This window comes from Chlorogloea sp. CCALA 695 (genome assembly GCF_003003885.1).
Classification (GTDB): domain Bacteria; phylum Cyanobacteriota; class Cyanobacteriia; order Cyanobacteriales; family Chroococcidiopsidaceae; genus Aliterella.
Window position 1 is genome coordinate 1 of sequence record NZ_PVWN01000072.1, and the last position, 20,693, is coordinate 20,693.

The 20,693-nt window shown below is 42.6% G+C and carries 18 protein-coding genes and 2 pseudogenes; 7 read left to right on the top strand and 13 right to left on the bottom strand.

The features are described 5' to 3' along the window. Positions 1–46: 46 nt before the first annotated feature. The 3 genes and pseudogenes from C7B70_RS28505 to C7B70_RS22235 form a co-directional block, all read right to left on the bottom strand. Positions 47–730 carry a hypothetical protein gene (locus tag C7B70_RS28505; RefSeq protein ID WP_339376675.1) on the bottom strand — a complete coding sequence of 228 codons (684 nt, stop codon included), beginning with the start codon at positions 728–730 and terminating at the stop codon, positions 47–49. Continuing rightward, a pseudogene (locus C7B70_RS28510) lies at positions 710–916 on the bottom strand (DUF3854 domain-containing protein); the annotation flags it as partial. The pseudogene C7B70_RS28510 and the gene C7B70_RS28505, both read right to left, overlap by 21 nt. 425 nt (positions 917–1,341) lie before the next feature. Then, on the bottom strand, positions 1,342–2,391 hold the full coding sequence (locus C7B70_RS22235; RefSeq protein ID WP_106371133.1) for a YhcG family protein: 1,050 nt from the start codon (positions 2,389–2,391) through the stop codon (positions 1,342–1,344). Positions 2,392–2,748: 357 nt separating this feature from the next. Here C7B70_RS22235 and C7B70_RS22240 point away from each other — a divergent pair, with 357 nt between their 5' ends. From C7B70_RS22240 to C7B70_RS22250, 3 genes are all read left to right on the top strand, one after another. Then, a complete protein-coding gene (locus C7B70_RS22240) occupies positions 2,749–3,342 on the top strand; it encodes a ParA family protein (RefSeq protein ID WP_106371134.1) in 594 nt (197 codons plus the stop codon). Further along, positions 3,339–3,626, top strand: coding sequence for a hypothetical protein (locus C7B70_RS22245; RefSeq protein WP_106371135.1), 288 nt, complete (start codon positions 3,339–3,341; stop codon positions 3,624–3,626). The genes C7B70_RS22240 and C7B70_RS22245 overlap by 4 nt, the downstream gene beginning before the upstream one ends. A 133-nt stretch (positions 3,627–3,759) precedes the next feature. Then, a complete protein-coding gene (locus tag C7B70_RS22250; protein WP_106371136.1) occupies positions 3,760–4,545 on the top strand; it encodes a KilA-N domain-containing protein in 786 nt (261 codons plus the stop codon). A gap of 109 nt (positions 4,546–4,654) precedes the next feature. Here the strand turns inward: C7B70_RS22250 and C7B70_RS22255 are convergent, their stop codons facing one another. From C7B70_RS22255 to C7B70_RS22275, 5 genes are read right to left on the bottom strand one after another with little or no spacing between them, the layout of a single operon-like run. Beyond that, entirely contained in the window at positions 4,655–5,701 is a 1,047-nt protein-coding gene (locus tag C7B70_RS22255; protein ID WP_106371137.1) for a YeiH family protein, read from the bottom strand. 34 nt (positions 5,702–5,735) lie between these two features. After that, a complete protein-coding gene (locus C7B70_RS22260) occupies positions 5,736–6,806 on the bottom strand; it encodes an Mrp/NBP35 family ATP-binding protein (RefSeq protein WP_106371138.1) in 1,071 nt (356 codons plus the stop codon). After that, positions 6,799–7,773, bottom strand: a complete 975-nt coding sequence (locus tag C7B70_RS22265; RefSeq protein ID WP_106371139.1) for a HEAT repeat domain-containing protein — start codon at positions 7,771–7,773, stop codon at positions 6,799–6,801. The genes C7B70_RS22260 and C7B70_RS22265 overlap by 8 nt, the downstream gene beginning before the upstream one ends. Positions 7,774–7,783: 10 nt before the next feature. Continuing rightward, on the bottom strand, positions 7,784–8,011 hold the full coding sequence (locus tag C7B70_RS22270; RefSeq protein WP_009630490.1) for a ferredoxin family protein: 228 nt from the start codon (positions 8,009–8,011) through the stop codon (positions 7,784–7,786). 55 nt (positions 8,012–8,066) lie between these two features. After that, on the bottom strand, positions 8,067–9,770 hold the full coding sequence (locus tag C7B70_RS22275) for a fumarate reductase/succinate dehydrogenase flavoprotein subunit (RefSeq protein WP_106371140.1): 1,704 nt from the start codon (positions 9,768–9,770) through the stop codon (positions 8,067–8,069). A 209-nt stretch (positions 9,771–9,979) separates the two neighbouring features. On the opposite strand from C7B70_RS22275, the gene C7B70_RS22280 reads away from it, so the two are divergent. Further along, positions 9,980–11,950, top strand: a complete 1,971-nt coding sequence (locus C7B70_RS22280) for a LysR substrate-binding domain-containing protein (RefSeq protein ID WP_106371141.1) — start codon at positions 9,980–9,982, stop codon at positions 11,948–11,950. A 2-nt stretch (positions 11,951–11,952) separates the two neighbouring features. On the opposite strand, the gene C7B70_RS22285 is transcribed toward C7B70_RS22280, so the two are convergent. The 5 genes from C7B70_RS22285 to C7B70_RS22305 form a co-directional block, all read right to left on the bottom strand. Further along, on the bottom strand, positions 11,953–12,771 hold the full coding sequence (locus tag C7B70_RS22285) for an ABC transporter ATP-binding protein (protein ID WP_106371148.1): 819 nt from the start codon (positions 12,769–12,771) through the stop codon (positions 11,953–11,955). Between the two features lie 23 nt (positions 12,772–12,794). Then, positions 12,795–13,667, bottom strand: coding sequence for an ABC transporter permease (locus C7B70_RS22290; protein ID WP_106371142.1), 873 nt, complete (start codon positions 13,665–13,667; stop codon positions 12,795–12,797). A gap of 1 nt (position 13,668) precedes the next feature. After that, positions 13,669–15,165 (bottom strand): ABC transporter substrate-binding protein, encoded by a 1,497-nt coding sequence (locus tag C7B70_RS22295; RefSeq protein WP_106371143.1) that lies wholly within the window; start codon positions 15,163–15,165, stop codon positions 13,669–13,671. Between the two features lie 512 nt (positions 15,166–15,677). After that, entirely contained in the window at positions 15,678–16,637 is a 960-nt protein-coding gene (locus tag C7B70_RS22300; RefSeq protein WP_106371144.1) for a tyrosine-type recombinase/integrase, read from the bottom strand. 151 nt (positions 16,638–16,788) lie between these two features. Next, a complete protein-coding gene (locus C7B70_RS22305; RefSeq protein WP_106371145.1) occupies positions 16,789–17,583 on the bottom strand; it encodes a PD-(D/E)XK nuclease family protein in 795 nt (264 codons plus the stop codon). 213 nt (positions 17,584–17,796) lie between these two features. Here C7B70_RS22305 and C7B70_RS22310 point away from each other — a divergent pair, with 213 nt between their 5' ends. From C7B70_RS22310 to C7B70_RS22320, 3 genes and pseudogenes are all read left to right on the top strand, one after another. After that, positions 17,797–18,753 (top strand): hypothetical protein, encoded by a 957-nt coding sequence (locus tag C7B70_RS22310; RefSeq protein ID WP_106371146.1) that lies wholly within the window; start codon positions 17,797–17,799, stop codon positions 18,751–18,753. A 317-nt stretch (positions 18,754–19,070) separates the two neighbouring features. Beyond that, complete coding sequence (locus C7B70_RS22315) at positions 19,071–19,262, top strand: competence protein CoiA family protein (protein ID WP_106371147.1); 192 nt, start codon at positions 19,071–19,073, stop codon at positions 19,260–19,262. 538 nt (positions 19,263–19,800) lie between these two features. After that, positions 19,801–20,616: pseudogene (locus C7B70_RS22320) on the top strand (reverse transcriptase N-terminal domain-containing protein); the annotation flags it as partial. Positions 20,617–20,693 lie beyond the last annotated feature (77 nt).

Below are 20,693 nucleotides of genomic sequence, written 5' to 3' on the forward strand. Positions count from 1 at the left end.
GTAAGGGGCGGGCATAAATGTTGTTTGTATTTCTTCTTTTCTTATTTTACGTCTTAACGTGAATTTGTAGGGCTATACCACCGACCCCAATCAAGTGCAGAAACTTGTGTAAGTCAGACCGACCGCGCAATACGGCGGCGGCAAAGCAGAGCAGTATTTCTTTGTGGGCTGGGTTTTCTGTTGCCTCATCCAACCATTTATTGATTGTTCCCCAGCCAGTAGCAGCAGAAATATAAGGACGTGGTAAGCACCAAGTTAGGCGATGCCCTGGGGCGTGTTTGTGAAACTGCCCCGTTGCTAGTTCCAATACGCCATCGGTAAAAGGCAAAATCTCATTAACCGAGCGTTCGTCCCAGACACGCTCAAGCAGCCGCCGCCGCATCTTAGCAACAACGTTTGTGACATAAGAAGCACTACCATATCCGATGATGTTCTTAGACTCCAAAATTGCGTCTATGACTGATTCTAGGTAGAAATCGCTAATAGGAGTCCAAACGCCTTCACGTTCCAAGCTATATTGCATCCAGGTTTTATGCTCGTCATTCCACAACAAGCGATCACGGTAATCTTCAATGATTTCGCGCCCAATTATATCCGACGGTGGTAGCTTGCCAGTCCTCTGTGTTTCTAACGGTTGCATCTGCTTTTCCCAAGCAGCGAGATCGACAACCTTGCCCATTACCTGACGCTTAAAGCGATCTGCACCGTGATTAAGAATATAGTCATCCATGCCTTTACCCTCTGCGACCGTCCAAAGTCCTGTGGCACTCATCACAGGTACTTTGAATAGTTTAAGCTGGTGAGCTAGCTTGCGCTGTGCCTCAATTACATTTTTGTTATCGGCACAATCAGCATCAAAGGCAATAATAAATCCAAAACCAGCACGGGCGTAACGCTCCAAAGTAGGCACTAAATAACGCTTACCGGGGTTTGAGGAGTAACGGAGAAGATAACAACGCTAAACCTGAAACTCTGTCACAGTAGGGTTTTTACTAAGTACATATTTACTAATCATATGGGCGAGCCAAAATTTCAATATGATCTTGAAGGCTGAAACCCCACTAATATCGTTGACTTAACTTGGCTAAAAGTCCTTAGCGTGGTTTTTGTCACACTTGCTACTCAAACGCCGTAGCAGAATGTTATCAAGATAGCTTACATTCAATCGCCAAATTTGCAGCCCTTAGCCGCACTGATGTATGAAATGAAACGCTAACCAGCTATTCATAAGTTTTTGCGTACTTAAAAGTTCAAAAACGCACCATTTCAATATTTTGGCACTCTAAAAGTCTAAAACAAAGACGTGCAGTCAGCTTCTCTATTGGTAATTATTTGTCCAATTCATTCTTCATCAGTGGCTTCCACAGAAACCGTCTCTAACACATCTTCCAATTCTTCGATTGTTGGCAAACTGCTTTTCAGTTGTTCTGGCAATGCACTTTGAAGTTGATACGCAGAAACGCCAATCGGTTTATTGAGATCACGCAAAGCATACTCCGCGATCGCCATATTTTTGCTTTTGCACAGAATTATCCCAATACTGGGCTGGTCGTCCGGGTGACGTAGCAAGTCGTCGGTTGCTGAAAGGTAAAAGTTCATTTTGCCTGAAAACTCTGGCTGAAAATCTGACATTTTCAGATCGACGACCACATAGCATCTCAAGCGCAGATGATAAAACAACAAATCGATGTAAAAGTCCTGTCCTCCTACTTCAAGATGGTACTGGCTACCAACAAAGGCAAACCCAACTCCTAGCTCCAACAAGAAATCGCGGATGTGGTCTATCAAAGCCCGTTCTAAATCGCGTTCAAGTGCATCCTTTCCTAAACTTAGAAAGTCAAAATTATAAGGGTCTTTCAACAACTGCTGCGCCAGTTCTGATTGGGGCTGAGGGAGAGTACGGTCAAAGTTAGTAGTCGCTTTTCCTTGGCGGCGGTACAATCCGCTCTCAATTTGGTGAACTAAAATGTTGCGACTCCAGCCGTACTGGATTGTTTGCTGTGCATACCACAGGCGTTCTGTTGGTTCTTTAACAAGGTCTAATAGTCGGAGGTTATGACCCCAAGGAATTTGTGCAACAGGTTGTTGCACAAATGATTCCTCTGAATACGCTTCGGCAAATGCCCTCATGTACTTAAGATTGCGTGGTGAAAAACCCTTCATTTCGGGAAACGAGGATCGCAAGTCAGCAGATAAGCGCTCAATTACCTTAGCGCCCCAGCCTTGCTGCTGTTGTCTCGTCAGGATGTCCCGACCAATCTGCCAGTAAAGTAATACCAACTCGCGGTTAACAGCGAGTACCGCCCGTACTTGGGCGTTGCGGATGCGTTCTTTTAAATCGTGGAGGAAGTCATCATAGCCTTCAGCTATTGAAGTCTGGTCATTTGACATACTATTTTTTCTTTTAGCTATTTAACTTTTTGCGTATTCAAATAGTCGAGTTTTCAACATCTTGGCGTTTTAAACTTTTAGACCTGCAAGTAGCTATTGATTCCTAGTGGCTGTAGACTATGGGCAGATTATCAATATTTTAACTTTTCGCGTACTCAAAAGTTCAGTAACTTAAAAAATCATACTTTTAAAAAGTTGCGTAGTTAAAAAATCAGCAATTTAAAGGTTTAAAGTTTTGGTAACTCAACTATACTAAAAACGAACTCCCAGTTTTAGACATTTGCGTAATTAAAAGTTCAAATATCTAGCGATTCAGTTTTTTGGCATTTCAAATACTCAAGGGTTCAGACCACCAATATGATTATCACTGTTGCATCGTTCAAAGGTGGCGTTGGCAAAACTACAACCGCAGTTCACTTAGCCGCCTACTTACAGCCCAAAGGCGAAACGCTCCTAATTGACGGCGATCCAAATCGCTCGGCAACGGGCTGGGCGAAACGCGGGAATCTACCGTTTAAAGTAATTGATGAGCGACAAGCCGCGAAACACGCCCCAAAATATCAACACATTGTCATCGATACTCAAGCACGACCAGAGCAGGAAGACTTAGAAGCACTAGCTGAAGGGTGCGATCTGTTGGTATTACCCACTACTCCTGATGCCCTCTCCCTTGATGCTTTGATGCAAACTGTTGATGCCCTTAAATCATTAGGCTCGGAGAAATACCGCATTCTAATTACTCGCATTCCTTCCAAACCCCGGCGGGATGGAGCGGAAGCAAGAGAGATGTTGAGCGATGCTGGATTGCCTCTATTTATTGGAGGTATCCGCGAAGGGGTAGCTTTTCAAAAAGCCGCCCTTGCTGGTGTTCCAGTTAACTTAGTTTCCGATCCACGCGCCGGGATTGCTTGGCGCGATTATCAACACATCGGTCAGGAGGTGATGAAGTGAGTAGTAAATTCAAAGGTCTTTTAGATGCGGCTAAGGGTAAAGATCCAGAGAAACAGGAAGCAGAAGTAAACCAACCCCAGCTAATGGCGGAATCAGAGCAGCCCCCTAAACGAGGAAGACCTAAAGGGAAGCGATCGCATCCCGACTACGAACAGGTGACAGCATATATAAAGAAGGACACCTACCAAGAAATTAAGATTTCACTGCTACGGGAAGGTCAAAAGCGTGAGTTTAGCGAGTTGATTCAAGAGTTATTGGAGGATTGGTTAAAGTTGCGTAGCTGAAACTTTGAATACGCAAAAACTTAAATATTTTAGAACTTTGGTTGATTAAAAGCTTTAAAATGGTATAAACCCCTCGTGGGTGGCTGTTGACACCAGCCGTAACCCCAGGGGTAGTACGTTCCGTTAAACGCACATGAACATAATACTTCGCTCAGCTAACGGCTTGCAGATTGGGCAACGCCGTGAAGATGGCTACATCAATGCAACGGCAATGTGTGTAGCCTATGATAAAGACCTTTCTAAATGGTTAGCTACTGACAACACATTTGAGTTAGTAGCAGCTTTAGCAAAAAGATTGGGCGTACAACCCAAATCCCCAAAAAAGGGGAATTCAGCTTGGACAAGAGTTTCAGTTATGTACCCTACGGTTGTAGTAGTAAGACGAGGTTCACCAGAAAATGGGGGTGGAACTTGGATTCATTATAAACTTGCTGTTCCTTTGGCAATGTGGATTAGTGCTGAATTCGCATTGTTAGTTTCTGATTGGGTTGAGTATTGGCTTGCTACTCACCAAAATTCAGTTCAAGAGCGAACATCCTCAAACCTTCTTCCTACAGCCAATGCTTATTTAGAAAGCTCTCAAATGTTAAATCGCGTAATTCATACAGCAATACACCAACAAACAAATTCACTTCGTTCTGCTTTGAAAGCATTGGAAAGTGAGAATAGTTTAACCGCTTCAACTCACCAAAATTTAGCTGAGGTTGAGGCTGAAGATATTAATCTAGATGCAGAAGAACTAAAACGAGGAAGACCTAAAGGCAAGCGATCGCATCCCGACTACGAGCAGGTGACGGCATATATAAAGAAGGACACTTACCAAGAGATAAAGATTTCGCTGCTGCGGGAAGGTCAAAAGCGCGAGTTTAGCGAGTTGGTTCAGGAGTTGTTGGAGGATTGGTTAAAATCGCGTACTTGAAAACTTGGATATTTAAATATTTAAGCTTTTGATATGGCAAAAATTTAGCCGCGCATAAGTATAAATGTTATGTTGCAAAAAATGAGCAAGATGGAAATTTCTCAAAAGTTTAATAAAAAAACTTTATTAAGCCAAGACTGATTAAAGAAATAAATAGCCAAGATATTGTTCCTAAATAAATAGGTTTGATTCCTAGCCGTTTCATACACTGAATATTAGTTCCTAAACCCATTGCAGCTAAAGCAGTAGTTAGAAAAAACTGATTAACATCAACGATCGCTATTCTCAAAGTCTCAGGAATGAAGTTGAGGCTATTGACCAAGATTAAACCAATAAAACCTAGCACAAACCAAGGAATCGGCAGTTTACGCGGCTTTTCTGTCGCCCGATCTACGGATGACAAACCTAATAGTAGTGTAATCGGCGCTAATAGCATCACCCGCGAAAGTTTAGCAATCGTTGCTACTTCACCACTAAGCGGGTTGGTTTCAAAAGCAGCAGCGATTGCTTGGACAACTTCATGAATAGAAGCACCACACCACAAACCATAAGCTTGCGGTGTCAGGTCAAGTAAAGCAGGTAATAACGGATAAATTAGCATCGAAGCCGCGCCAAATACCGTGACTAAGGCAACCGCATAAGCTGTATCTTCCTCGGAGCTATCAATTGCTGTCCCAACTGCTACTACCGCCGCCGCACCGCAAATTGACGTGCCTCCGGCAATTAATTGGGTCAATTTTTTGCTAACTTTTAGTCTTCGTCCGATCCAACAAGTAAAAAAGAAGGTGCTAACTACAGAGGTGACTGCAACAAATAGTCCGGTAGAGCCAATAGAAATCGCCTGAGTTAGGCTTAGTTGCATTCCTAGTAAAATAATGCCTAACTTGAGAATGCGCTTGAGAGAAAAAGTAATTCCTGGTTGGTAAACTTGAGCAACACCAACAGTATTGCGAACCAACATTCCGAGCAGAATTGCCCAAGTTAAAGAGCTAAAGAAATTTAGTCCTAGATGTGATCGCATCAAAATCGCCAAAAAAGCTAATCCAGCAGTTAAGCTTACCCCTGGAAGTATTTGCAATAACCAGCGCTGTAGTCTAATTGCCGCAGATTTTTTAGTAAATCGTGCTTGCACTTTCAGCTTCAAACTATGCCGCACAGCAACCTCATTATTTGAAAAATAGAAAAATTAATCAGTCGCCAAAAGTTGTTGCGATCGCCCTAGCCATTTGTACAAACACTTGACCCACGATAGAATCTGGGTTTGCTAGGGTTAGAGGCGCTCCGGTATCACCACCCGTACAAAGAAGCGGATCGATGGGGATTTGTCCAAGCATTGGCGCGTGGAGTTCTGAAGATAACTGTTTTCCGCCGCCACTACCAAAAATTGGCGTATGCTCTCCACACTTACCGCAAATTAAATAGCTCATATTTTCAATAATCCCCAACACCGGAATACCTACCCGGCGAAACATATGGATACTGCGCCGAACATCAGAAACCGCCACCTGTTGAGGAGTTGTAACCAGCAAAACTCCACAGATTGGACTTTCTTGGACGATAGTGATTTGAGCGTCTCCTGTCCCCGGAGGCAGATCGATCAGCAAATAATCAAGTTCTCCCCATTCCACTTCGTGAATAAACTGAGTGACGATCTTGTGTAAAACAGGCCCTCGCCAAGCTAGAGGATGATCTGGCTCTGCCAACAATCCCACTGACATAACTTTAATGCCATAAGCTTCTAGAGGCAGAAACCTTTGACCGTTGGGAGTTTCAATTACTTTTACCTCACTCTGTCCTAGTCCCAACATTTGGGGAACATTGGGCCCGTAAACATCCGCATCCAGCAAACCAACTTTTGCTCCTTGCAAGCTAAGTGCGATCGCTAAATTTACAGAAGTTGTAGACTTGCCTACCCCACCTTTACCGCTAGAAATTGCTAAGGTAGTTTTTACGCCAGGAATTGTACAAACTTGGATATAAGTTTTTTTACACCAAGTTAGGGGCGCAAGTATCTGTTGAATTTCTGCTTGTAGATCGTGCTGGTGTCTGCCTATATAGAGGCGGAGATAAATATAACCTTCTACAACCCGCAGATTTCGCACCATTCCCAAGCTAATAATGTCATTTTTCAAAGTTGGTTCAATTACCTGTTTAAGGCAACGGACAACTTCTTGCAGGCGAACTTCGCTAATTGGATCGGAGGGTAGAGGCTCTCGATCTTCTACGGGAGATTGCCGAAAAGGGGACTGATGGCTAGGCATTAGATATCTCTTTTGTGGCTGCTTGGATCGTCTCAATGGCTCTTTGCGTGTAGATACATACGTCTTTGTCCGGGTCGTCCAAAGACTGCTGAAGGGCGTTTAGAGCGGCGGGATTTTTTAAAGCTGCAAGAGATTTCGCGGCTTCTCTTCGGACATCAGAGTATTCGTCGGTTAGCGCCTTAATTAAAATTGGCATTGTGTGGTCATCGGGTTTTTTTTGCCATGCTTGCAACGCAAATTTTCGCACCTGCCAATGCTCATCGGCGATCGCTGTTTCTAAAGCCCCAACTGCTGTAGGATCGGCGTGAAGTTCTAAAGACTTTGCAGCATTACGACGCACTTGCCAATCTAAATCGGAAGTTAGCGCTTGACAGAGGCGGGGGACTACTTCGGGATCTGCTAAGTGTCCCAAAGTTAAAGCTGTGGCTCGTCGCACGCTGTCGTCGGGGTCAGATAGTAAAGGAATGGCGCGATCGCATCTTTCTACTTGATTGAGATACCGTAGTGTAGTTACGGCGGCTTCTCTTAGTTGGACATTTTCCGATTCAAAAAAGGGCAGGACGTAAGGTAAAGATTGGACATCGTGAATCTTTCTTAGCAAAATAAGCACATTAAGTTGCATATTTAGATCGTCTCGATGCAGCGCGTCTAGCAGTAGCAGTAGGCGATCGGGGGAAATAAGTTCGCCCAAAGCTGAGAGTGCTTCGGCACGAATCTCCAAGTCTGGGGAGGTAAGACACTCTAGTAAAGCTGGCACTGCTTTAGGGTTGGCAAGTTCCCAAAGCGCGGTTACTGCTAGTTTCTGTACTGCAAGGCTTTCGTCGCCTAAAGCTGCAATTAGCGGCTCTAGGGCATCCTCATCACCTAGATGTTGAAGACTTTTGACCGCAACTAGGCGATCGCTTAGTTGCGGCGACTGGAGCATTTCTAGCCATTGGTTTAACTCAGAATCAATATCATTGCTCATTGATAACTCCTTATCGTAATAAAAATGGAATTTGCACGGTAATCGCGTTGGTAGGACATTCCTTTTCACACGGTAAGCAAAACCAGCACTCGTCGTATTTCATATAAGCTTTGCCCGTCTCAGGGTTTTTTGCCAGTACATCCAAGGGACATACTTCTATACAGGCGGTACACTTTTCTAGACACTTTGATTCGTCTACGATTACTGGAACATCTACTCTTTGCGTTGTTAGTGCCATAAAATTCATCCTTTTCGGCGATTGTTAATTAGACGTTAGCAATGTAGAAACATTGCTAACGTACTGCTACGTCATAGACTTCTGTTTCGATATCAACGTCTACGATGTAAGGCTCTACAGGGCGTTTAAATAAAAACATTTCTCCTGATGAATCCTTTTTTAAATTGACGTGACAAAACCATTCTTCGTTGTTTTTCTCTGGATATTCCACGCGGTAATGATATAGTCCCCAACGGCTTTCTTTTCGATATAACGAGGCTCTTGCAGCCATTTCTGCACAGTCACGGATAAAGTGAACTTCCATGCAGCGCATCAATTCATGAGGATCTCTTGCACCCATTAAGTCCAAGGTTTCTTGATAGCGCTCAAAGTTACGCAACCCAATCTTCATTTTGTTATCTACTTTTGGTGGTTGAAGATAATCGTTGACCAAGCGACGCAACTTATACTCTACTTGGGTGTGGGGAACACCATTTGGTCGAGTCATCGGCGCATATATACGGGTCTTTTCTGCCTCTAAAAACTCTGCATCGGGTTCGATATGTTCTAAGTCAGCAATATAATCTACGGCATTTGTACCCGCCAACCGACCAAATACAAATGCGCCAATCATATAATTGTGAGGAACGCTTGCCATATCTCCGGCGGCATATAGTCCGGGAATCGTAGTTTCTGCCTTTTCATTTACCCAGACTCCTGACGCGCTATGACCGCTACACAAGCCAATTTCTGAAATATTCATTTCCACTCCATGAGTGCGGTAGTTTTCACCTCTACCTTCATGGAATCGCCCTCTACTGGGTCGCTCGTTTGCCCAGAGAATGGTTTCAATTTCGGCGATTGTATCTTCGTCTAAATGAGTCATCTTGAGTTGGACGGGGCCTTTACCAGAGTTTAGTTCCTTCCACACTTCCAGCATCATTTGACCACTCCAGTAGTCGCAACTGATAAAGCGATTGCCTTCCGCATTGGCGGTATACGCACCGAAGGGACTAGCAACGTAGGCGCAGGCTGGCCCGTTGTAATCTTTAATTAGCGGATTGATTTGGAAGCACTCAATATTGGTGAGTTCTGCCCCAGCATGATAAGCCATTGAGTAGCCATCTCCAGCATTGGTGGGGTTTTCGTAAGTTCCGTAGAGGTAGCCAGAAGCGGGTAAACCTAGCCTCCCAGAAGCTCCCGTACACAGAACAACGGCCTTTGCCTGAATAACGACAAAATCGCCATTTCGCACGTCAAAACCTACTGCACCGATCGCTCGTCCATCTTTGACTAAAACGCGGGTAGCCATTACTCGATTGGTAACTCTGGCTTTATGTCGCTTTACTTGTCTAGTTAAAATTTGCTTGAGGTCTTTACCTTCGGGCATGGGTAAGACGTATTTACCAACTCGATGCACCTGCTTTAAGTCGTAGTCGCCTTGAGCATCTTTTTGAAACTTTACGCCCCAACTTTCAAGCTCTTGAATGACCTCAAAACCTAATTTTCCAGTTTGATAAACTGCTTTTTGATTGAGGATGCCGTCGTTAGAAATAGTGATTTCGCGGACGTATTGTTCTGGGGTAGAATTACCAGGAATAACGGCAGTATTTACACCGTCCATTCCCATTGCGATCGCTCCACTGCGGCGAATATTTGCTTTTTCTAAAATCAGTACATCGCCTTGAGGATTTGCTTGTTTTGCTTTAATTGCTGCCATTGTCCCGGCGGTTCCACCACCAACAATTAAAACATCCGTCTTCATCCATTGAGTATTCACTTCTTCACCCCTCTTTGTCGCTACGAAAAACTTTTATAAATGCAAACTAAATCAATTAGAACTTGTTTCTGTCTTTTTTATATTAATAAACTATTTAATTAACTTCAAGGCTGTTTTGTAGCAGTTAATACTGTCTTCTATGCTAGTTATTTATAGAATCATAAAATATTTCTATAAATGTTTAAAAAAAACTTCTGGAGTTAACCATTGTGGAAATTAATCAAGTTAAAGCGTTTTTGGAAGTTGCGAGAAATCTTAGTTTTACAGAAGCCGCCGATGCTTTGAGCCTTACTCAACCTGCGGTTAGCGTTAAAATAAAAAATTTAGAGTCAGAATTAAAAACACCACTTTTTTATCGATTAGGTCGCAAAATTCAACTAACAGAAGTAGGAGTTTTTTTGTATGAAGAAGGTCACAGATTAGTTGAAACGGAAAATCAATTACTAGCAAAGATTGAGGAAATTAAGAAAGGTAAATTTGGTCATTTAAAGATAGGTTGTACCGCAGCTATTGCTAGTGAATGGTTGCCAGAAATTATCTTTAAATACCGCCAACAGTATCCGGGAATTACAACGCAATATATAGTATTTGAATCGGCAGAGTTTCTGTATCGGGCTTTAACAAGCAGCGAGATTGATGTAGGAATTTCAGATATTGATTGCTCGGAATTTGAGGAAGTTTCCGCAAGCGCGATCGCTACTATTGACTATCGCTTGCTAGTTGCTTCAAATCATGTATTAGTTAAAAAAAATTGGTGGAGCTTGCAAGAACTAAAAAAAGAGCCTTGGGTAATGCTACCTGCGGGTTCTCCTAGTCGCTTAGTTTTTGAATCTCGCTTGCACGAATTGGGGTTAACTCTTAATGACTTTCCTTTAGTAGAGATAGTAGAGACTTCTGCTTTGATGCGAACGTTTATCACCCAAGGAAATTATCTAGGTTTTGCCTCTAATTTAGAATTTACAACAGAATGCCAATCGGGAAGATTAACCGCAATTCCACTTCAAGAATTTGCTCTATCAAGCAATATTTTTGTGCTGCTACCTCGACGCTTAAACCAAAGCGCGATCGCCCAAAAAGAGCGACAAACAGCGCGGCGTAGTTCAAATCCGGTGCAAAAGTTTGTCGCTTTGCTGGAAAATCAGCAAGCAGAAGTTCAACTTGATCAACCGAAACCTACACGTTGGCGATCGCCTAGTCTAGTTCTTCGTCCTACTCCCCAACGCCCTGAAACGCTTAATTTGTCAATTGGGATTCAAAACAGCACCATCACAACGGTAACAGCCGGGTTGATAATTCAACACTTGGGATTGCTAGAACACTTTTTACCAAAAACAGGACGCTACAGTTCTACTCAATATCAAACTCGCTGGCGTGACTACTCTACCGGAGCGCCCATCGTTCAAGGGTTGCATTCTGGGGAGCTAGATATAGGTATTTTGGGCGACTACCCTTTATTACTCAGCGCCGTACAGCAAGGCGCTACAAAACAAACTCGCTTAGTTAGCTTTGTTTCCACAAATCCCGATGGCTCCTGCAATGCGGTAATTGTGCCAAATGAGTCCAAAATCCAAAGCATCGAAGACTTGCGCGGGAGAACTATTGCTGTCCCGTTTAGTTCTTCGGCGCACGGGATGGTAATGCGGAGTCTTAACTTCGCTAACATTTTGACAGAAGTTAAGCTGGCGGCGCTAGAAAATTCAGACATTGCTCATCCCTTTGGCTCTCCAACTGTAGTAGATGGATACGCCCACTTTGCTCCTTTTCACGATATTGCTTATAACCAAGGGAAGTTTCGTTACTTGCAAGGCAACAATCCAAGTATCCTACCTGCTTTTTATGGTGTAGTTGTGAGTGCCTCCTTAGCAGAGCAGCATCCAGAAATTGCGATCGCCTACCTCAGAGCTTTGAGTGCAGCCCAGTATTGGTATGCAACTACTCCGTCGGCACTTTCCCTAATTAGCCAGTGGTCAAATCTAGATAGCGAAATAATTTCCCGCATACTCAGCACTAATTACCACAAAAATCAGCCAGAGCGCTTTTTTTCGGAAGTTACAATCCGTCCCGACTGGATTGAGGGACATATTGCCCAACTTAGTCTAATTCCCGGTAACGAAAGCTTAAAAACAATTAACCTTGATCGCTGGATTCAACCGGAATTTCTGCAAAAAGTGCAGAGTTAACTTTAGTCAGCTTCCATGCTTTTAAGAGTTTCCTCGCGAATCAACTCAAATACCTGACGGTTGAGAGCGATAGAGTCTAGTGAAAGCATACTATCTACATGACGGGGACGCGCTAGAGTAACATCTATTTGCTGTTTGATTCTGCCTGGATTTACCCCCATGACAAAAATGCGATCGCTCAAAAATAAGGCTTCCTCAATATCGTGAGTGACAAAAATAACTGTTGTTTTTAGATCGCTCCAAATCGATAGCAAAAGTTCCTGCATCATGTGCCTAGTTTGGGCATCTAAGGCAGCAAACGGTTCATCCATGAGTAAAACTGAGGGAGAATTGACCAAAGCTCTAATAATACTTGCCCGTTGTTGCATTCCGCCGGAAAGTTGGTGCGGGTAGGAATGACGATGCTTAGACAAACCAACCAGATTGAGATAGTAATCTACTAATTCCGTTCGTTCTGCCTTGGGTGTTCCCTTAATTTTTAACCCAAACTCGACATTTTCAAAAGTTGTCTTCCAAGGTAATAAAGAGTATTGCTGAAAAACAAAACCGCGATCAGCGCTAGGCGCATCGACATGACGCTTATTGACAAAAACAAAACCGCTAGTAGGTTGAATAAATCCGGCGATCGCATTCAAAATAGTTGACTTACCACAACCGGACGGACCTAATAGACAAACAAATTCACCAGGAGTTATCTTAAAATTCACCGAGTCCAACACCTGAACGCAATGCCCTTTGCGTTTGAAGGAAACCGATAAGTTTTCTACTTCTACAAAGCCTCTAACCCTCTGTACTAGGTTCTTTTCTACCACTACTGCCACAATATTTAGACCTCCAAGCAACCTTACACACTTTTCTTTTTCGTAATTCGCCAAGGCATGAGCAAACAAGTCAGGCGATCCACGGCATAAGCACTAAACGCACCCATCAAACCAATCAGTAACATCCCCATCACAATTGGCGGGTAGTTAGACGTGACATAGGATTCCCAAGTGATGTAACCAACGCCATACCTACCTGCCAAAATTTCTGCCGTAACTAAGCAAAACCAAGAGTTACCCATGCCAATTACTAAACCACTAGCAATACTGGGCATCGCTCCGGGAACAACGATATCTTTAAAAATATGCCACTGTTTTGCGCCCAAAGACTGACCAACTCGTAGCAGCAACATATCTGTGCTTTCTACACCGCGAATTGTGCTGATGAGAATCGGGAAGAAAGCACCAACAAAAGTTAAATAAATCATCCCAGTTTCCGCATTAGGAAACATCAAAATCGCCAAGGGTATCCAAGCAACCGCAGGAATTGGTCTTAATATTTCTAGAGGGAGAAAGATCAAGTCTTCAATTTTTTGGAACCAACCAATTAAAATCCCCAAGCTAATGCCCAGCACCGCCGCCGTTGCAAAGCCAGTTAAAACTCTAAATGCACTGGCTTGAATATGCTTAGTGGGATTGCTCTTAACAAAATCTACCGTAGCGCCGACAACTTCTACCGGAGAGGGTACGTTTTCAAAATTGATGAAGAAGTTGAATTTCGTTTGACATAGTAGTTGCCAAATCCCGAAAAACAATACTAGAGACAAACAGCGTCTAAATGTTTTTGGGTTAATTAGCGATCGCTTACTCGTGCGATCGCCTTTTTTGTACCGGGCGATCGCGGCGATCAAGTTGCCTAATAGGGAACGCGAAGTCTTCGTTGATGAGCCAGCCATATCAATTTGCTCCTAATAACATAGGGGTTTTTTGAGCTATAGATTGCTGAAGCCCTTGAAAATTTGCAACTTTAGCCCCCGATTTATTAGCAAATGTCTGAGCCTCTTGCTCCGTTAAAAAGGCAGAAATTTCCTTACCGTTTTGGACAAAGAAAGAATTTTCCGCAAATAGCTTCCAACCGCGATCGCGATCGTGTACGAAGATTACGCCCGCAGTTTCTTTCCCTTCTGCTTTAAGCTTTTGCAACATTGCCATCATGTTAGTAATCGAGGCAAAACTCATGACTTTATCCTCGCCTTCGAGCCAGATTTGAGCCGCCATTTTTGGTTTGGCGATTTCTTCATTAGTTTGAGCATCTTTACCGCTAACAACTAACGCCTTCGCTTTAGCTACCTTGTCATAGTCAAGTCCCATTTCTTGCATAGCTTGGCGTAAATAGCTATCATCTGCCCATTTAGTCACGTCTTCTGGATTAACGCTGTCATCCAACTTACCTAACTGCTTTAAAGTGACAACGCTATTTTTGAGCGCATCAAAATTAACTTGAGCGATCGCCGGATTCAATTGTTGCAATCCAGAAGGTCCCAAGAACATATACACTACTTCTCGTTCTACGCTAGACCATTTTTCTACCTTAGTGGCGACTGCTTCTGGTTGCTCTTGAAACATTTTATTTGCTGTCAGTAAAGCTTTGAGATAAGCCGTAACTATTTCAGGGTTTTCTTTAGCAAAATCCGAGCGTACTAAAACACCGTGAAAAGTTGGAGTTCCTGTTTGAGCGCCATCAAATATTTTTCTGGCAAAACCGCGATAGGCAAACAATTCACCAAAGGGAACAAAATTAGCATGAGCCGCAATTTGATTCGTTTTTAAATTGCTTCCCCCTACTTCTGGTGCTTGGCTCACTAAAGTTAAATCTTTTTCTGCATTGACTCCTTCGTTTTTGAGCGCCTTAAGTAGCATTCCATGAGCCGCCGAGCCAAAGGGTACAGAAACTTCTTTTCCTTTCAAATCTGCTAAAGTTTTTACTGGGCTATCTTTGGGAACTAATACAGCGTTTCCTGCTCCCGTTGGACTGTAGCCTAAAGTAGCAATATAGAGCGTTTTAACTCCATTGCCCTTTTTTTGAAACGTAGTCATGTTAATAGTCGCTGGAAAATCGCCCATCATGCCGATATCAATTTGATTTGCCAGCATTTTATTAGTAATTGGTGGACCAGATGTATAGCTTGACCACTCAATGTTGTACTCAACATTTGCATACTTTCCAGTTTTAGGAAGATATTTTTCTAGTAACTTCTCTTCGCGAATCACTGAGCCACCAGTTGCCGTATTAATTGTTTGATCTTGAGTTGCGATCGCAATCCGAATTACTTTTTTATTAGCAGTATTACCTGAATTATTAGCTGAAGTTTTACTACAAGCACCTGCAAATCCTAGGGAGATCAACAACAAGCAATACACTAACCCTCTACGAGGAATCTGCTGTTTATTCATAATAAAACCCTATTTCTAATTTAATTTCATGAGTTTATTTAATAGAGTTTTTAGACCTATATCTGTAAAAAGATATACATCATTGATAGAAAACATGAATCAACCTATACATTTATTTTATAAATGTAAAAGTTCAAAAATATCAAAAACTTCTGGGTGCAAATTCTAGGCAAAATAATAAATTATATTAATTTTATTTTAAAAATAGAGCTATTAAATAAGCAGCAAAATATATTAATGCTAATGTTATCAATGCTAGAGATTAAAGGGTGAGGAATTACTTATTAAAATAAAACTCTTGCACGAATCTTGGTTGTGTTGAAAAAAACTGAGCAAGATGAGTTCGCATACGAGTTTATCTCGTTGCGAACCAGTTTTTATGCTCAAGGCACACTCATTCAAATAGCAACATTTCCAATCCTGGACAGTTGGAAGTTAAGGTAGCAATACTTGCGGCGGGGTTGGCTTCCGCTACTTCTTCAGTTGCGTCGCTTGATGTATTAAATTGCAGATTAAACTAAATCTGCCAATAAATCTGTAATTTCTGCCTGATGATTTAGTCTGTTGTCATCATAGATCATCAATGTGTTCAAGTTAGCGTGGCGCGAGAGTTTCTGTACCCGCCGGACATCGCCACTTGTTGCTTCTAGCGCCGCCGTAATCCCAGAGTGTCTAATCCGGTGGGGGCTGATGTTCTTGCTAATGCCAGCCTTAGCTCCTGCCGCCTGGACAATTTTGTAGATAGCCGTTCCCGTAAGCCGATGCCCGTAACTAGCCCGGTCTAGAGCAATAAATAGCGGCTGGTTGATATTTAATTCTTTTCTTGCCAGCAACCATTCTTGAAGTGCTTTGACTGTGGAGTTTGATAGCGAGACTGATTCCTTCTGGCTACCTCTCCCTTTACCGATAATCCAGAGCTTTCTGCCTTCCAAATCCAAATCTTTCAGGTCAGTGAGTGCTACTTCACCGCGCCGGAGAGCATTGTCCCAAAGTAGGCGCAACAAGGCGTAATCTCTTTTCCCCTTGAGAGTGTCTGTAGTGTTTGCAATTAACATCCCTTTAAAAGAAGCTGGCGCAATCCCGGTAGTATCGCGGTAGGGCTTCACCTTCTCGCTTTTGATATCTGCCAAACTCCACTCTAATAACCCCAACTTCCGGGCATGATTGACTAGCGCTCTGATTGCCGCCAATCTTCTATTAACAGTCGCTTCTTTTAATCCCTTGTCTACCAGACTAGCTTTATACCTTAGTACAAGAGCGATCGCCTCAAAGCGGGAAAGCAGCAAAAAACTCTGCACGATCGCTGGATTAGGTACAACCCCTGCTACATACCTAAAGAAATCTCGCAAATCTTTTTCGTAGGCAGTGCGAGTGTTGAGGCTGCGCTTATCGCATAGGAGTTCTTGGACTACATCTAGCTCCTTGGCGAGGGGCTGGAAACCTGATGGCATCTCGGTAGTAGTAGCAAGCATTGGCTCAGTCCTGGATATTCATAGATAGGATGGTTACGATAATGTGCGTTTCCGTAACCTAAGCTTATCACCGTTAACCCCGCTTTTTGAGTAGGTGATCGCACTTGAGTAGTGTCAGATTTCTAGCTAAGTAGCCAACTTAGACTTTGCGCTACAAATTTAGTGATAGTTGCATTTGCCGGGGAGCATTAGCTGTTTGTGGCAGAGGTTCAGGCTGGTCTTGCACCGCCGCGCAGTAGCGATTAAAGCTACAGGCTTCGCACTGTTCCCCAGTTTTTGGTTCCCATTCTTCATCGGTGCGTAATCGCCAAGCTAATTCACCAATTACAGTTTCCACCTGCTGTTTGTGTTCGCTACTAGCCTCAAAAACTATCTTTTCACCTGTCCGCAAGTAAAGTAAGCTTAACTGCTGTAAGCAGGACTGGTATCTTTGCTCCAGGGCGATATAATACAGACCAATCTGCAAATCAATTTCATCGGGCTTTGGCAATTTGACTTCTTTAGTTGATTTGTAGTCGATTAGTTCTAACCCGTCTCCCAGAAAATCGAGGCGGTCGTAGCGCCCAGAAACTTTAAATTCTAAGTTGTTAACTAATAAGCGTCCTTTAATTAAACCTTCTACTGCCAAGGGTCGAGCCATTACAGTTTCACCCGCGATGAACTGATAGTAATAATTTTCTAAAATCTCTTGTCCTTCCTCAGCTTGGTTTGGACTGAGATTGTTGGAACATCGCCGCCAGCAAGAAGAAACCCAATCAAGGGGCGGTACTGGGTCAAGGTAGTGCCAATCGCGGTAGGCTTGGGCAAGTGCTTGATGTAGGGCTGTGCCAAGCTTGGCGTTACCAAAGAATCCGGGAGTTTTCAAACCTAACTCGTAGCGAAAATAGTAGGCTTGGGGGCAACGATGGTAGGTTTGAAGTTTGGTGGCGGAAATTTGGTAAGCCATTGGGGAGACGATGCGAAGTCAGTGCTTTGGATAATATTAGCGCGAAGTCTTCATAAGTATTGACACGAAAAATGCTAAATATCATCTAGTAATAATTTTATAGGAATTAGAAAGATTAAAATATATGCTAAGTTTATATTTTTTATCTGGGTTTAGTTTATTAAAATAGAGACAAAAAGTTTTCTTATTTGATAGGAAATAAATTAATTAAAAATGCAATATGCAGCGTCAATAAAGTATGGGGGCTTATTAGTAAATGCTTCCGAGTGCGATTACGAAGCATTCCGCAATTTAGGCTTAACTTGTCCCCATTGTCACGAGTCAGTTTTTCTAGTTCAGGGACACGAGCGCCATTACCAAAAAACATCAAAAGTTACCGAAGTAGCTTCGCACTTCTGCCACCGACCCGACAAAAATAAGGACGCGATCGCTTTGTGCGAATTACGAAGCCGACAAATTACAAGCACAGAAATTCAAAGGCGAGAAACAAAAAGTAAAAATCAAAGGTTGCAACTATTTAACCGTCACTTATGGAATATTTTACTGACTTGTTATAAGTTGAAGGATTTTGAGAACAAACAGCAATCTCTTGATAGTGGTTTCAGGAGCGTTTGCAAGTCAGAGTCAAATGCAACAGTCGTAAAAAACGCCTACAAAGACTTCTTAATTGGGCATATTTCTAGCTATTCTGGTAGTATTATCTCTGAAGCTGATTTCTTTTTCAGCGATTTAATGAACAAGATTAGCGATGACAAACTGGTTCTTCAAGAGGATTTAAAGGCTATTCTCATCCTGTGGCGGCAACAAATAGATGCGAAAATGCAAGTAGAAATTTATAAGGAAGCTGTCACTTGTTTGTTGCAAAAAAAGCATTTGCCAATTCTTGAAAAACTGATGGTTGCAAGCCTTTCAAATTTTGTTACTATAACGGCGCTATCGGTTGATTTAAACCTTGGAGATTCTGACCGTTTGCAAATATACAACAGCTTTTTCACGGGTGAAATTAGTCTAAACAAAGAAACTGAACTAGATGTATATCAAACGCTGGTGGAGGCAATAGTAACGCAAGATTCAGAAAGATTGAGTGCTGTTTATCACTTTGTCCGCGATGATGTACTCGAAACGATTGCTTTTACACCTTGGGCAGAAAGCTTTGCTAAGTTTAGTTGACAAGTGTTTGAAAATAAACAATTGAATGAAAATGTAATTGTTAGAATCTTAAATATAAATATTTATAGGGCATGATAAAATATTAGTTGAGTTATTATAATTAATAGTTGATTGTTTAAACAGCAGGTATAAAGTAATAATTGCATCTTTTGAGAATCGGTTTAATAGCTGAAAATGATGATAAAACTACTTTTATTAATTATCAACTTAACTTTAGTTTTCAATGATAACTGAATTACAATTTGTCGCTTTTAGTGATGCTGTACGGTCACTTTCTCAGTTGATATACTACCTGTATAATCTTATCGTGGGTTCGCTTGGGCAATAATCGCATTTGGTTAAACTACGGCGTTGATGTTGATAACAAATTAGTTTCAATTGAGGAAGTAGATAGCGGTAAATCGAACTTAATATGTCTTTACTGTGCAAGTGCGCTAATAGCCAAAAAAGGCAAAGTAAAAGAACATCACTTCGCCCATGACGGCGAAACCTGGTGCGATTCGTTGTGAGTGAATCACGGTACTCAGCCCGTACATAACCTCACCAACCAATTCTCCTTAGAAGCGGTTGAACTCTCAGTCAGATGTAGGTGAAAGTCCTACCCGCCAGGTTCAGGCGTGACTCCCTATCTGCCCATGCCGAGTAAACTCGATTTTTGCAGAGCAAAGCTGGGAACAGGGCGCAACCAGACAACTGTTATGGGTTGACACTGGCGCTAACGGGGCGTTCTCACGGTGAAACCGAGCCTAAAAAAGTGACCTACCCCGAGGCAGGGCATAACTCAGACCCATCCCTGACCTTATCAGAGCTAAAACCTGCTGAATTTTCAGGTTAATAACAGCAAAGAACCTAGGGTTTCTGATGGTCAAAGTGGCTACACCTAACAGAACAATCAATCAACTGAGGGAACGAATAAAAACGAATCAAAGGTCTGGGGAAGGTCGAATCCCTAAGTAGGCTAGACGAGAAGCGGAAATCCTTTTGATTCGGGTAGGATGTGGCGTAATTGCCGCAAGGTATTCAGACTATATTCTTTGGAGTCAGCGCATGATTAGACACAGCGACAACGCTAGTGAATCCTGGAAAATATTACCCTGGAAACAATTCCGGCGTAATTTATTCCGCCTACAAAGACGAATATACAAAGCAGTTCAAGCAGGCGACAAGCGTAAAGCAACGTCCCTTCAAAAACTTATTCTGAAGTCCAAAGCGGCTAGATTATTGGCAATTCGTCAAGTAACTCAGCTAAATGCTGGAAAGAAAACAGCAGGTATAGACGGTAAAAAGTCACTCACTATTAATGAGCGCTTTGAACTAGAAAAACTGTTGCAGGCATCGAGTAATGACTGGAAACACCAGAAATTACGCAGTATCCCCATTCCTAAAAAGGACGGCAGTACCAGAATGCTTAAAATCCCAACTATTGCGGACAGAGCTTGGCAATGCCTCGCAAAATACGCCTTAGAACCAGCACATGAAGCATTATTTCACGCCAAAAGTTACGGGTTTAGAACAGGACGCTCGGCGCACGACGCGCAGAAAATTCTGCAAATAAGCCTAAACTCTAGAGCAAACGGAATAAAAAAACGAGTCATAGAACTTGACATTGAAAAATGCTTCGACAGGATAAACCACACTACCATAATGGATAACCTTATTGCCCCCAAAGGCATTAAAACAGGGATACTCCGATGTTTAAAAACTGGAATAAACCCTGAATTTCCAGAACAGGCAACGCCTCAAGGTGGAGTGGTCAGTCCGCTATTAGCGAATATCGCTCTCAACGGAATCGAAAAAGTCCATAAATACCAATCTCACGGAAATTTGGTAGAACCATCAATCCGCTATGCAGACGATATGGTCAGTGCGACTCGATGTCGCATGGTTTGAGTGAGAGACTCATAGGAACAACTCTCCGGCTAAGTGTCCAACAAAGCTGT

Excerpts from the sequence above, each read along its gene's own strand:
- C7B70_RS28505 (WP_339376675.1), bottom strand. The coding sequence starts at position 730 with ATGGATGACTATATTCTTAATCACGGTGCAGATCGCTTTAAGCGTCAG.
- C7B70_RS22235 (WP_106371133.1), bottom strand. The coding sequence starts at position 2,391 with ATGTCAAATGACCAGACTTCAATAGCTGAAGGCTATGATGACTTCCTC.
- C7B70_RS22240 (WP_106371134.1), top strand. The coding sequence starts at position 2,749 with ATGATTATCACTGTTGCATCGTTCAAAGGTGGCGTTGGCAAAACTACA.
- C7B70_RS22250 (WP_106371136.1), top strand. The coding sequence starts at position 3,760 with ATGAACATAATACTTCGCTCAGCTAACGGCTTGCAGATTGGGCAACGC.
- C7B70_RS22260 (WP_106371138.1), bottom strand. The coding sequence starts at position 6,806 with ATGCCTAGCCATCAGTCCCCTTTTCGGCAATCTCCCGTAGAAGATCGA.
- C7B70_RS22265 (WP_106371139.1), bottom strand. The coding sequence starts at position 7,773 with ATGAGCAATGATATTGATTCTGAGTTAAACCAATGGCTAGAAATGCTC.
- C7B70_RS22270 (WP_009630490.1), bottom strand. The coding sequence starts at position 8,011 with ATGGCACTAACAACGCAAAGAGTAGATGTTCCAGTAATCGTAGACGAA.
- C7B70_RS22290 (WP_106371142.1), bottom strand. The coding sequence starts at position 13,667 with ATGGCTGGCTCATCAACGAAGACTTCGCGTTCCCTATTAGGCAACTTG.
- C7B70_RS22295 (WP_106371143.1), bottom strand. The coding sequence starts at position 15,165 with ATGAATAAACAGCAGATTCCTCGTAGAGGGTTAGTGTATTGCTTGTTG.
- C7B70_RS22300 (WP_106371144.1), bottom strand. The coding sequence starts at position 16,637 with ATGCTTGCTACTACTACCGAGATGCCATCAGGTTTCCAGCCCCTCGCC.
- C7B70_RS22305 (WP_106371145.1), bottom strand. The coding sequence starts at position 17,583 with ATGGCTTACCAAATTTCCGCCACCAAACTTCAAACCTACCATCGTTGC.
- C7B70_RS22310 (WP_106371146.1), top strand. The coding sequence starts at position 17,797 with ATGCAATATGCAGCGTCAATAAAGTATGGGGGCTTATTAGTAAATGCT.